General features: G+C 65.5%; 11 protein-coding genes. 4 read left to right on the top strand and 7 right to left on the bottom strand.

Features of this window, described 5'->3' with window-relative positions; genetic code table 11:
* On the bottom strand, nt 1-1,050 hold the full coding sequence (locus LAQ74_RS02515) for a hypothetical protein (RefSeq protein WP_224334648.1): 1,050 nt from the start codon (nt 1,048-1,050) through the stop codon (nt 1-3).
* Nucleotides 1,051-1,562: 512 nt separating this feature from the next.
* Between LAQ74_RS02515 and LAQ74_RS02510 the strand changes: the two genes are divergently transcribed.
* Nucleotides 1,563-2,534, top strand: a complete 972-nt coding sequence (locus tag LAQ74_RS02510; protein ID WP_224334646.1) for an ROK family protein — start codon at nt 1,563-1,565, stop codon at nt 2,532-2,534.
* Between the two features lie 33 nt (nt 2,535-2,567).
* On the opposite strand, the gene LAQ74_RS02505 is transcribed toward LAQ74_RS02510, so the two are convergent.
* Complete coding sequence (locus LAQ74_RS02505; RefSeq protein ID WP_224334644.1) at nt 2,568-3,686, bottom strand: hypothetical protein; 1,119 nt, start codon at nt 3,684-3,686, stop codon at nt 2,568-2,570.
* 96 nt (nt 3,687-3,782) lie between these two features.
* Here LAQ74_RS02505 and LAQ74_RS02500 point away from each other — a divergent pair, with 96 nt between their 5' ends.
* The gene (locus LAQ74_RS02500) at nt 3,783-5,441 is read left to right on the top strand and encodes a spermidine synthase (RefSeq protein WP_224334634.1); all 1,659 of its coding nucleotides are present in this window, start codon (nt 3,783-3,785) and stop codon (nt 5,439-5,441) included.
* 42 nt (nt 5,442-5,483) lie between these two features.
* On the opposite strand, the gene LAQ74_RS02495 is transcribed toward LAQ74_RS02500, so the two are convergent.
* From LAQ74_RS02495 to LAQ74_RS02480, 4 genes are all read right to left on the bottom strand, one after another.
* Complete coding sequence (locus tag LAQ74_RS02495; protein WP_224334626.1) at nt 5,484-5,774, bottom strand: DUF8113 family protein; 291 nt, start codon at nt 5,772-5,774, stop codon at nt 5,484-5,486.
* Between the two features lie 191 nt (nt 5,775-5,965).
* A complete protein-coding gene (locus tag LAQ74_RS02490) occupies nt 5,966-6,160 on the bottom strand; it encodes a cold-shock protein (RefSeq protein ID WP_224268397.1) in 195 nt (64 codons plus the stop codon).
* Between the two features lie 497 nt (nt 6,161-6,657).
* Nucleotides 6,658-7,155 carry a YciE/YciF ferroxidase family protein gene (locus tag LAQ74_RS02485; protein ID WP_224334624.1) on the bottom strand — a complete coding sequence of 166 codons (498 nt, stop codon included), beginning with the start codon at nt 7,153-7,155 and terminating at the stop codon, nt 6,658-6,660.
* 345 nt (nt 7,156-7,500) lie between these two features.
* Nucleotides 7,501-8,529: an SGNH/GDSL hydrolase family protein gene (locus LAQ74_RS02480; RefSeq protein WP_224334622.1), complete on the bottom strand. Its 1,029-nt coding sequence runs from the start codon at nt 8,527-8,529 to the stop codon at nt 7,501-7,503.
* A 158-nt stretch (nt 8,530-8,687) separates the two neighbouring features.
* On the opposite strand from LAQ74_RS02480, the gene LAQ74_RS02475 reads away from it, so the two are divergent.
* Nucleotides 8,688-9,824, top strand: a complete 1,137-nt coding sequence (locus tag LAQ74_RS02475) for an alpha/beta hydrolase family protein (protein WP_224334620.1) — start codon at nt 8,688-8,690, stop codon at nt 9,822-9,824.
* A gap of 192 nt (nt 9,825-10,016) precedes the next feature.
* Nucleotides 10,017-10,961: a pectinesterase family protein gene (locus LAQ74_RS02470; RefSeq protein WP_224337349.1), complete on the top strand. Its 945-nt coding sequence runs from the start codon at nt 10,017-10,019 to the stop codon at nt 10,959-10,961.
* Between the two features lie 330 nt (nt 10,962-11,291).
* Here the strand turns inward: LAQ74_RS02470 and LAQ74_RS02465 are convergent, their stop codons facing one another.
* Nucleotides 11,292-12,671, bottom strand: a complete 1,380-nt coding sequence (locus tag LAQ74_RS02465; protein WP_224334618.1) for a hemolysin family protein — start codon at nt 12,669-12,671, stop codon at nt 11,292-11,294.
* Nucleotides 12,672-12,754 lie beyond the last annotated feature (83 nt).

The following is a 12,754-nucleotide window of genomic DNA, read 5'->3' as shown; positions in this document are numbered from 1 at the left end:
CTATCTAACCCCGAGTGCTTCTGTAGTGTAATCGTACGCCGAGCGAAGCAGTTCGTTGACGCCCTCGGCCGTGCTACTGGCTCCGGTTACGACACTCTGTTCGGTTGTGTACGCTGCCAGCGCCTCCGAGGCACCGACTGATGCAGCACGCCCGAGTTCGCTGCTCTGGGTTTCACTCGATCCGCTGTTGCTCGCACTCCACGCACTCCCGAGCGCCGCTGCCGTCGTCTCCGCCGGAGCGACTTGGATGCCTCGGGCAGTATGTCGTTGCGTCGCTTCGACAGCGCCCGATGCACCACCAGCGGCACTAAGAACGACACCATCGGGTGTCTGCGATGGGGCAGAGCTTCCGGCATTGCCGCTCCCCGGAGTGGATGCTGCCACCGGTCGAACGAGGATTGCACCACTTAGGCCGAGAGAGACGCTCTCGTTGTAATCTTGGCCGACACCCAACATCGCCCCGGCAGCCCCACCGTAGGCGGCGTGCGTGAGCGTCGTCACGGAACCACCGGATTCTCTACCGGTGGAGAGCGCACCGACGACACCGCCCTCCGCAGCCGCTTCGGCGAACGAGGCAGAGTAGTTGTCCACGTCGATTGCACGAAGTGACCCGAAAGCACCTCCGTAAGCAACGTTGTAAACGACTTCGGGAGCGACACCCTGCGCGTTCGCCAGAGCACCTCTAGCAGCGCCGCGTGCTGCGCTCTGCACGTCAATTAATTCGTAGTTCTCGGTGTTGTTCGCCGCGCGTACCGCCTCAATCGCGCCATCGCGGGCGCCGTAAAACGCCTGCTCGTAGTGGCGACTCGTAAACTGTGCGCCGCTTCGGTAGGCGTCACATGCACCGAGTTCGGCCCCACTCTGTGCGGCGGCAAGCGTCTCTGCTGCATCCGTTATCTCCCCTGTCGGTACTGCGTCCGAACAGAGCCGTCGTTCCTCGAAGCTCGAGGCCTGTTGACCAGTAGTATCGACTGTGGCCGGTACCGTGGACGGAGCTATCAGCAGTAGACTGACGACGATGGCTATCAAACGAACGAACTGCCTATTCATACTCAACCACTCTCACGAGTAACAAGTTACGTCGGATATAGGGTTCAATATGTTGTCACTTGTCCGGTACTGTACGGCGCGACTGACGATTCTCAGAGCGAGGACGCTATACGGTGTAACCGTGTCAAAGCTGGCAACGGACGCTGAACGTGGAGGCTATCTACCAAGCCGCTTGGTACATCTCATCGAGTCCCCGAGATCATGGCTGACCTTCGACCGTGCTCTCCCGCTCGGGAGAGTATGCGTTCGACCCGAGACTCAAGGGAGTACTCCCTCTCAAAGACTAATTCCTGATTTCGAAAGCGTCGAGACGTTTCTGCGGGAGAAAGAGGGCCAACACTATTTTCAACCCATGAATCGCGTTCTACGATACTAAATCCGGTTTTCGACTTGTCGTCCCGGGCGTGACCAACCAGCGAACGCGAGAGAACTCCGTCGAGGGGCGGAGAAACCGTACCCTTCCCGGCGATAAGTTGCGCATACTGAAACGGGCGTAGGTTGCAGTACCAGAAGTGAGTTCAGCGACCAACGTCGTCGTCGTCGTCGACATCGGCAGCACCCGGATGCGCTACGGGCGCGGGACGGAGAGAGGTCCCGTCGAGATTCGGACGGTCCCCACTCGCGCCGACGCGCTGGCCGAGCAGTTGGTCGACGTCGTCAAGGACGTCCGCGCCCGGTCACCGGGACCGATTCACGGCGTTTCGGTCTCGACGACGGGGCTGGTCGACGCCGAGCGCGGCGTCGTCGCCGAGTTCGACGCCAACGACGGCACGAGACGGTACGACGTTCCGCTGGCCGAGGCCGTCGACGACGCCGTCGGACTGCCGACGGTCGTCCAGAACGATTGCACGGCCGCGGCGCTGGGCGAGTATCGATTCGGTGAGGGACGCGGTCACGACGCAGTTGCGCACGTGACTTTCGGGACTGGTATCGGCGCGGGCGTCGTCGAAGACGGCCGACCGATTCGCGGCGAGCGCGGTTACGCAGCCGAAGTCGGTCTGTTCTCCATCCGCGCCGACGGCGACCTGTCGAGTACCGGCGTTCGCGGCGCGTGGGAGGCGTACTGCTCTGGGCGCGGGATTCCGAACTTCGCTCGGAAATTGCTCGCTGAGGACGAACGGGTGTCGACGCTGCACGAACTCGACGAGATAACCGCACCCGACGTGTTCGCCGCCGCGGACGACGGCGACGCGCTCGCCACCGACCTCCTCGACCGTCTGGCCCGCTACAACGCCGCAGGTATCGGAACGCTCGTCAACGCGTACGACCCGGGCGTGGTGACGCTGGGCGGCTCGGTCGCGCTCGAAAACGCCGAGTGGATGCTCTCGGGAATTCGCCAATATCTCGACGACTACGTGCTCGCCGCCGACCCCCCAGCGGTGAGACTCACGACGCTCGGCGAGGACATCGAACTGTACGGGGCGGCCGCGGAGTTGCTCGGGCAGGCGTCCGGGTCGCCGTCGGTCGAACAGGCCGGCGACTGAGCCCGACGACGCCGGTCGAACCGGGCACGCCGCTTACCGTTCGCTCTCGTCTCTTTCGTCTCTATCGTCTCTCTCTTCTTTCTCGTCGAGGGATCGGCTGTACTCGTCGTAGAGGTCCTCGTCGAGCAGTTCGCGCAGTACGTCATCGCTGTCGCCGTTTCCGTCGGCGGCTCCGGTCGCCAACCCGTAGACGAGACCGAATCCGCCACCCAGCGCCGCCCCGGACCGGGGCGTCCCGAGGCCGAGTTCCTCGCGGTCGACGGCGTACTCGGCACCCAGTTCGGCCCCACGCGCGACGAGGTCGGCGTCGACGTCCGCGAGCCAATGGGCGTACTCCTCGGGCGTCAGCGACTCGGCGAGGTACGTCGACGCGCCGAGCAGACTCCCGAGCGCGCGACCGTTCACGTTCGTCCGATGGGCGTTGGCCGCCGCCATCCCGCGGGACTGACGGATCATCTCCAGCGGGTCGAGGTCGTCGAAGACGGTCTCCTCGTGACTGCTGGCGTAGGCGCCGACGGCACCGCCGCCGAGTACCGCTCCCGAGAGCAACACGGCCGTCGAGTAGCTCGCGGCGATAGCCGGATTCGCCAGCGTCGCACCGGTGGCGAGCCCCCACAGCGCGGCCTGCTTCGGGTCGGCGTTTCGGACCGTGTGCTTCAGGTCGGTCACGCCCGACGCTGCCCGCCCTCGAACGCGAGCGAGCGGGTTCGTCGTGGGTCCGGACGCCGGAACCGGAAGGTCGTCGCCGGTAGTATCGGCGTCGCTCTCGGATGCGACAGCCCGCTCGTCCGTTCCGACATCAGCGTCGACGGCGCCGGTCGTCTCGTCGGCTTCCGCGTCGGCGGATCCGACGGCGTCGAGTCCGCTCGCGACTCGGTCTCGGAGTCCCCCGACTCTCGATTGGAGCCGGTCGACCGCGCCGTCGGCGTCGGCAGGTTCGGTCGTCACCGGCACTGCCTCCACCTCGTCGTCGTCAAGTGAAACGTCCGCGGAGGGGCCGGTCTCGCCCGCGGCGATGGCGGTCAGTCGGTCTCGCAGGTCGTCGACGCCGGTCGCTTCATCGACGGCGCTGTCGACCGCTGCGCGGCGACTGTCGGACAGGTCGGCGAGGAGTGTCGAGAGCGTCTCGAACGTGTCGGGGTCGTCGGTCATCGGGGTGTATACAGTCTCGCGGGAGGTAAGCGCGGGGGTCGACCGGCGGCCCGCGAGCGTCCAACAGTTATGGCGACGCGCTCCTTTCGATGCGTCATGAGCACGACCCGCTCCCTCGACGCCCTCCGGCTAACGAAACCGGAACTGGCGGTGTTCGTCTCCGGCGTCGCCAGCATGGGGCTGGAGATTCTCGCCGGACGGATGATCGCGCCGCAGTTCGGCAGCAGCATCTACACGTGGGGGAGCATCATCGGTGTCTTTCTGGCCGCGCTCAGCTACGGTTACCACCGCGGTGGCAAACTCGCGGCCCGGCAGGCGACGAACGACCGCATGGCGCGAGTGTTTCTCCTCACGGCGGCGTACGTCGCGGGACTCATCTTCCTCGGCGACCTGCTGTTGCGGGCGACCTCCGGGTTCCCGCTTCCCAGCCGGTTCGCGTCGCTCCCAGCCATCACGCTGTTGTTCGGGCCGCCGACGTATCTGCTCGGTTACGTCAGCCCGTACGCTGCCGAACTCTCCGCGAAAGAGGGGTTGGGGGAAGCGTCGGGGCACGTCTACGCGCTCGGGACCATCGGGAGCATCGTCGGAGCGTTCGCGACGACGTACTTTCTCATCCCGTCGCTGGGCGTCGAGCAGATAGCGCTCGTCTTCGGCCTGCTCTCGGTGGGGACGGCACTCGTCCTCTCGCGTCCCGGTATCGACCGTGACCAGATGGTTGCCAGCGGCTTCGTCGTCGTGCTCCTCGTCGCCGCGGTCGGAAGCGGGGCGGCCGGACTCTCTGTCGAGGGCCGCGTCGTCTACGAGACGCAGACGCCGTATCAGGAACTACAGGTCGTCGACCTCGGCGACACCCGGACGCTGTACCTCGACGGTCAGCGACACAGCGCGATGGACAAGAGCGACCCCGACCGCCACGTCTTCGACTACACGCGGTACTTCCACCTGCCGCTTCTGATGAACGACGACGTCGACCGCGTGCTGTTCATCGGCGGCGGCGGGTTCACCGGCCCGAAACACTTCGCCGAGGAGTACGACGTCACCGTCGACGTGGCCGAGATAGACCCCGAGGTCATCGACGCGTCGAAGGAGTACTTCGACGTCGAGGAGTCCGAGAAGCTGAACATCTACAACACGGGCGGACGGCAGTATCTTCAGGAGACGAACGAGACGTACGACCTCATCGTCCTCGACGCGTACCAGAAGGACAAGGTGCCGTTCGAGTTGACCACCGAGGAGTTCATGCGGCTCGCGGACAGCCGACTCTCCGAGGACGGCATCCTCTTCGCGAACGTCATCTCCGCGCCCACCGGTCCGGCGTCGAAGTTCTACCGCGCCGAGTACAAGACGATGTCACAGGTGTATCCGCAGGTGTACAGTTTCCCGACGGCGAGCGGGAGCGTCGTTCAGAACATCGAGGTCGTCGCGACGAAGAACGAGTCGGTCGTCACCGAAGAGCAGTTGCTCGCGCGGAACGAGCGACGCGACATCGGCATCGACCTCGACAGCGAGATACGGAACTACCAGCGGACGACCCGGACCGGCGACGTGCCGGTGCTGCGCGACGACCGCGCGCCCGTCGACAGTCTGCTCGACCCGATGGTCGGCCAGCGGTACGTGATTCAGCAGTCGAACGAGTCGGGGTCGTCGAACGAGACGGCGGGGTCTCTAGTCGCACCGAGCGAGCCAGAGTCGTACGCGCTCGGTGCTCAGACGTCACAGACGCCACTAGTCGCTGCCCCGGCCCGAAAGCAGTAGGTCAGTACCGAGCCGCCCCGACGACGGGTACTGCGCCGTCTCTCACCGCACGTTCATCTGCTCGGCCGCCTCGGCGGCGCGTTCCGTGATCTGTTCGATGCTCGCGTCCGACTGCTCGGCGAGGACGCGGGTCAGCATACCGAGTTGCTGGCTGGCCATCTCCTGTAGTCGCTCCTCGTCGACGTCGTTGGCGAAGTAGAACTCGTTGTCGCCGTCGTCGCCGACGAGGCCGACGTAAACCGACACTACGTCGCTGTCGGTGACGGCGTCGGCCGCCTGTCTCTTCACGCGCTCGAACTCCGGAGCGTCGTCGGTGTCGCTGTCGTCGCTCATCGTCTCGAGTACCGTCGTCTACGGGAAAAGCGGTCGGTGTCGAACGTCCTCATCGGGGTCGGTCGCGCCGCTGAAGTTTCGATATCGGCGATTCGTATCGAGACAGCTGCGCGGAGCGGTCGCTCCCCGACTGTGAGTTTCTGAAGAAACGAAGTCACGTCGTACCGTCTCTCGACGGCGCGAAGCTCTCGTTAGTTACGAACGACGTTCGTCGCGCGCGGGCCTTTCGGGGCCTGTTCGATGTCGAACTCGATCTCGGTACCTTCCGTCAGATCCTCGCCGCCAACGTCTTCCATGTGGAAGAACACGTCGTCGTCAGAGTCGTCCGTCGAAATGAAACCGTAGCCGCCAGTGTCGTTGAAGAAATCAACCTTACCGTTTGCCATTGCAATTCAATCGAGTCCGAGCTCACGGATAAGAGTTGTCATTCGTCCCTAAAACAGCGTACTCAGTATACGAATGTCTATTCACATCATCTTTCGATGGTCTATCGACCACATCGTTCGTTCTGCGCCGAGACAGTTCCGGTTCGACACCTCGAGCGATAACTTCCGTGGTATCCCCGGTTCTCGTCTTTCCACTTCGCGCGGGCGAAGCCCGGGTAGACGGTGAACGGAGTGTCCGACCTAGATTCCAACACCCTTGGCTGGGCGTCTACGGTCACACGGAGAAGAACCGAGATTGCGAGAAATCTCACGAAACGTCGTTCCCGTACTGCCTGTCCGATTCCACTTGGACGAAGAGCAAGTAGTTCCTTGGACAGTAGATGACGACAGTCCGTCTGCATCGCTGACAGCGCGCGAAAGTCGGCCTCGGCGGTCACCGCGTCGCGGGCGACGCGGTTACGGCACGTCGAGACGACCGCCGAGCATCGGTCGCAGAATCAGTCGCCCGCGATCTCCTGCTGGTCGAACTGCTCGGTCGCCTGCGTGACCTCTTCGAGCGCTTGCTCTTCCTCGCGGAGCGTCTCGGCCAATACGTCGGCCGCCTCGTCGTGGCCGGTCTTCCCGGCCAGCGAGGTGAGGTTCCCGTACGCGGCGATCTCGTAGTGTTCGGTCTTCTGCCCGACGCTCATGTTGTATCGGTCGAGCACGTCGTCCTGACCCTCGTTCTCCTCAGCGAACTGTTCGTGCTCGTCTATCAGCGCCTTCACGACCTGCTCTTCTCTCTCCTGCGGTTCCTTGCCGATCTGCTCGAACACCCGCTCCAGCCGCTCCACGTGTTCCGTCGTCTCGTCGCGGTGCTCCGCGAACGCCTGACTGGCGGTGTCGTCGGTCGTCTGGTCGGCAAGCGTCTCGAGCGCATCGACGAGTCGTTTTTCGGCGTAGTACAGTTCCTGCAGTCCTTCGACGAAGAGTTCGTCTATCGAGTTAGTTGTCATCGTGCGTCTACGTGCGTGTTGCGTACGCGATTCAATCAGCGATGGGCCTGTATACGCAGGCGGTCGACGCCCAGAAGTACCGTCGGGCGGATTCGTCCACTAGTCCCGCGACGGTCGTCCCTCGAAACGGCTGCTATCGAGAGTTGGGACCCGACGCTCTCGTCGATGCGAGATCGGTGGAAAGAAGGTCCGTAGATGGTGAGTCGACTCTCGGCGATGGATGGGCCGCTGCACGCAGAGGGTTCGTCACCGCCGAGTGCCGCTCCGCTCGGAGCGGTGCCGTCATCATCGGTCGCGAGTCAGTACCGACGTGGTCGGTACGGGAGGTTCGGAGCGTGGGCGACCTCACCGATCGAGGAGCGGCGTCAGTTCGTCGGCCAGCCGGTCGGCTATCGTCGTCATCGCGAGATCTCCGGGGTGGACGAGGTCGGTAGTGAGACCATCGACACTCGGGAGCAGTTCCGGCCCTTCGAGGAGGTGGACGTTGGCGTGCGGCGACGCGGCGACGACGTCACGGAGCACCTCCCTGAACCGCTCGCAGGCGTCGGCCTCCTCGTGGTCCGCGACGACGTCGCGCGCGTTGCGGAAGAGCGTGAGGCAGACAACGGATTTGTCCGGATGCGCGCCCGCGACGGTGTCGACGAGGTACGTCGCCCGGTCACGGAAGGTCTCCGCGGAGAACGTTCCGACCATGTTCACGGAGACGGAGAGCGTCGCCACGTCCCAGTCGTCGCGCGCGGCGATGTGGTCCGCCATCGCCTCGTCGCAGTAGGCGGTGCCGCACGACCCGAGGTTGAGGAGATCGGCGCCCAGTCGGTGGGCCGTCTGGTTCACGTAGGTTAGGTGCTCTCCAAGTACCGCTTCGCCCTCGGTAATCGAGGTCCCGTAGGCGAGATAGCGGCGATCCGGCAGTTCGGCCTCGGTCGGCGGTCGACGCGCCCCCTCGGCGCCGTGGTAGACCGTGTAGCCGCTTCGGTGTTCCCCGGGGAGACAGACGCGACAGACCCGCGGGTCGAAGGCGGACGCCGACGCGGCGGACGGTCTCAACCGGGTCAGCTTCTCGGGCATCGACACCTCGACGGTCCGGGGTTCCGCACCAATCTCGAACTCGTCGTACCCCTGTATCGATCCCCAGAATACTCGGACCGTCTCGCTGTCAGCGCTTCCGCCCGGCTGGACCGAGAGCGTCAGTTCGACCGAGTCCTCGGGGACGAACCTGAGTTCGACGCCCGCGGGGTGTCGCATCCGCGACCTCGCCCCCTCGTTGAGTTCGTTCCTGACTGCCTCGGGAACGCGTTGGAGCACGCGACCGTCGCCGTCTTCGATCGGAACGAGCGCACCGACGTTGTGAAACTGGATGTCGTCCGTCTGCATGATTCGTCGCCGCCGGCGGCGGGCATCAAACTACGGACCGTGGCGGAACTGACCGGCTCTCGACTCGGACCGTCCGCACGTCTCTCCACCAGTACTCGACCGGTGACTCGGACTTGTGCTGGGACGCACGCTCACCTCTACTCGTGCGACACACTCGTTTGCACTCGTACACACTCATTAGCCCGGCCGCCGTCGCACCCAGAGACGAGATGGACCACCACCCCCGAGACGAGACGGACCACCATCCCCGAGACGAGACGGACCACCAGCAGTTCGACCCGGCGCGGTGGACGGCGCGACTGTTTCGCGACCACGAGCGTCGGCACGGCTTCGACGGGCAGACCGGCGAGACGTTTCGAAAGTGGCAGACGGCGTTTCGCGCGGACCTCCAGCGCGTCCTCGGTCACGACGCCATCGCGGACGCCGGCGTCCCGGATCCGACCCCGGAGCGAACCGAGAGCGAACGGTGCGGCGGCTTCGAACGTCAGCGGTGGACCATTCGAACGGAGACGGGGCTCCGGGTTCCGTTCTACCTCCTCGTGCCCGCCGATGTCGAGCCGCCGTATCCCGTAGTGCTCGTCGCGCACGGTCACGGCGATGCGGGGAAGGACCTGGTCGTGGGCCGGGCGGACTCCGAAGAACACCGGCGGCAGATCGACGAGGACGAACGCGACGTGGCGGTACAGGCGGTCGAACGGGGATACGCGGCGCTCGCACCGGACATGCGCGGGCTGGGCGAACTGTCGAACCCCGCCGACGAGGCGCGAGGATACCGCACCTGTCACACCATGCAGTTGCACGCGCAGCTGTTCGGTCGGTCGCTCCTCGGTGACCGCGTCTGGGACGTGACGCGACTCGTCGACTTCGTCGAACGCCGAGACGACTTCGACGCCGACCGAATCGCGCTGACCGGTCACTCCGGCGGCGGCGCTGTCGCCCTGTTCGCCGCGGCGGTCGACGACCGAATCGACGTCGTTGCGCCGTCGTCGTACTTCTGCACGTTCGAGGCGTCCATCGCGGCGGTCGACCACTGCGAGTGCAACTACCTACCCGGCGTCCTCGAACTGGGAGAGATGTGGGACGTGGCCGGTCTCGTCGCCCCCCGGCCGTTCGTCGCCGTCGCCGGACGGCGGGATCAGATCTTCCCGGTCGAGGGCGTCGAACGGTCGTTCGAGCGGCTCTCGGAGATTTACGGGGCCGCGAACGCGCCCGAGCGGTGCGAACTCGTCGTCGGCGAGGGGGGCCATCGCTACTACGCCGACGGCGTCTGGCCGTTCGTCGACGAACACCTGTAGCGTCTCTCGGCCACTCCGAGGTCGGGTCCGGCGTCGCCTGGTGCCTGGTTCGCGCCCACCGGGAGGGGATTCGAGGTCGGACTCCGCGCCGAGAGCGAACCAGCTCGCCGGAACGAACTCACGTGTCTCGTTCGGCGGACCTCGAAACCGAGCCGAAGAGCATACGAGCGGGTGGAGAGTGGAATCATGCGAATGCCAGCAGGTGACGGAGAGGGATACGACTACGTCGTCGACGAGAGCGGACGCGGCGACTACGAGAGCGTCCAGGCGGCCATCGACGGGGCGAAGGCGTTCCCCGGCGAGCGGATCACGATCTTCGTCGCGGACGGTGTCTACGACGAGAAGGTACGGATCCCCTCGTGGAACCCGAAGATCAGCTTGATCGGAGAGAGCCAAGCGAACCCGGTACTGACGTACGACGACCACTTCGACACGATCGAGAGAGGACGTAACAGTACATTCTTCACGTACACGCTGAAGGTGTGCGGGAACGGCTTCCGCGCGCGTAACTTGACGGTGCGAAACGCCGCCGGGCCGGATCGGGGACCGGCCGTCGCGCTACACGTGGAGGCCGACCGAGCCGTGTTCGAGAACTGTCGGTTCGTCGGGAATCAAGACACCGTCTACGCCGCCGGCGAGGGGGCCCGACAGTACTTCCGCGAGTGCCACGTCGAGGGGACGACCGACTTCGTCTTCGGAGGCGCCACCGCCGTCTTCGAGCGCTGTGACATCCACTCGAAAGCCGATTCGTACGTCACGGCGGCCTCAACGCCCCCGAGCGAACCGTACGGGTACGTCTTCAGGGAGTGTGCCTTGACCGCCGATCCGGAGGTCTCCGACGTGTACCTCGGCCGACCGTGGAGAAACCACGCGCACGTCGCGTTCGTCCGGTGCCGTCTGGGTTCGCACGTTCACCCGGCCGGGTGGCACAACTGGTCCCGTCCGGAGGCCGAGGAGACGGTCACGTTCGCCGAGTACGACAACCGCGGACCCGGTGCAAGCACGGGCGACGAACGAGTGCCCTGGTCGGAGGAGTTGACACCGACAGAGGCCGAGACGTACGCTACCGAAACCGTCCTCGCAGGCGAACACCCTCGGCGGGCCAGCGGACCGTGGTATCGAACCACCACCGAGTAGCGAGCGTCTCGCCGGCCGATCCCCGATGCTTCGTACGACGAGGGGAGTCCGCTCTCGGCGGCTGACGGGTACGGTTCACCGACGGTCGATTACGTCGCCTCGCTGTGGATCGAAGAACGGCCTCGGCACTCATAGGGTTCGTCGTCGCCGGGTGCCACCCCGACTCGGAACGGTGCCCTCGTCATCGGCCGCTCCCGTCTACGGAGGCCGGCAACTAAGCGCTACCCTTCGACGCGCTCGCCTGAGTGCGAGAGTTCGGGTGTGAGCGACGTCCGAACCCCGCCGGGTGCCGATCGGCGGTACACGCCGACGCGGCGCGCTCTGGGTGCGTCACTCCGAGTCGTCGTCGGGAATCGCCCCGTCTCCGGGTTCGGAGCCGTCCCCGGAGTCGGAGTCCTCTTCGCGGACGACGACTTTCGTGATGCGAGCCCCGTCGACCCCCTCGACCGCGAGTTCGTAGCCGTCGACTTCGACACGGTCGCCGACCTCGGGGGCGCGCCCCAGCCGCGAGAGTACCAGTCCGCCGAGCGTGCCGACCTCGTCGCTCTCGAAGTCGGCGTCGAGCCGCTCGTTCACCTCCACGAGCGAGACGCCGCCGTCGACGACGTAGCTCCCGTCGTCGCGCCTGTCGACGGAGGGCTCGCGGCCGTCCGCGTCGAACTGGTCTCTGATGTCGCCGACGACAACCTCGACGGCGTCCTCGACGGTCGCGATGCCCTCGAGCGAACCCCACTCGTCGATGACGGCGGCCATCTGGCTCTGTTCGCTCTGGAACTCCAGGAGGAGGTCGTTGACGCGGGTGGTCTCGGGGACGACGGTCAGGTCGCGCGCGAGATCGCCGGCCGTGACGGTCTCCGCCGTCTCGTCGACGGACTCACTCGCTCGGATCACGTCCTTGACGTCGACGAAGCCGACGACCTGATCGGGGTCGTCCACTTCGACGACGGGATAGCGAGTGTGCGCCTCCTCGAGAATCACCGAGCGGAGCGCTGCCAGCGGCAGGTCCGCCGGTACGCTCACCACGTCGGGTCTGGGGACCATCACCTCGCGGACGGTGACGTCGTCGAGCTCGAAGACCTGCTCGATCATCTCCACCTCCTCCTTGTTGACGTGGCCCTGTTCGCCCGAGCGAGTCAGCACCATCAGTATCTCCTCCTCCTGCAGCGTCTCCTCGCTCTCGGAGGCCGGGGAGATGCCGATGAGCCGCGTGAAGAAGTTCGCCGTCCCGTTGAAGACGACGATGCCGGGGACGAAGAGGTAGTAGCAGAGCTTCATCGGCGGGGCGAGCAGCAGCGACATCCGCTCGGCTTCCGCTATCGCGATGGTCTTCGGTGCGAGTTCCCCGAAGACGACGTGTAGGAAGGTGATGAAGCCGAAGCCGACCGCGAAGGCGACGAGGTGCATGAGACTCTCCGGGAGCAGCGGCGTCAACACCGGTTCGATGAGCGCCGCGACGGCCGGTTCGCCGATCCAGCCGAGGCCGAGCGAGGCGAGCGTGATGCCCAGTTGCGTGGTCGCGAGGTAGTCGTCCAGGTTCGCCATCGCCTCCTGCAAGGTGGCCGACCCCGTCTTCCCCTCCTCGACGAAGCGGTCGACGGCGGTCGCACGAATCCGGACGAAGGCGAACTCGGCGGCCACGAAGAAGCCGTTCAGCGCCACGAGGAAGAGCGCCGCGAGGAGGCGACCGAACGAGAAGAGGACGTCTACCATCCGCGTCCCCGTCGTCGAGCATGTCGGCGGCTCTCCCGTCGGTAGTCCCGGTCGTTCGACTCTCGGCCGACTCGTCCGCTCCA

Source organism: Haloprofundus halobius (genome assembly GCF_020097835.1).
GTDB lineage: Archaea > Halobacteriota > Halobacteria > Halobacteriales > Haloferacaceae > Haloprofundus > Haloprofundus halobius.
This window is presented reverse-complemented; position numbering and strand designations above follow the sequence as displayed.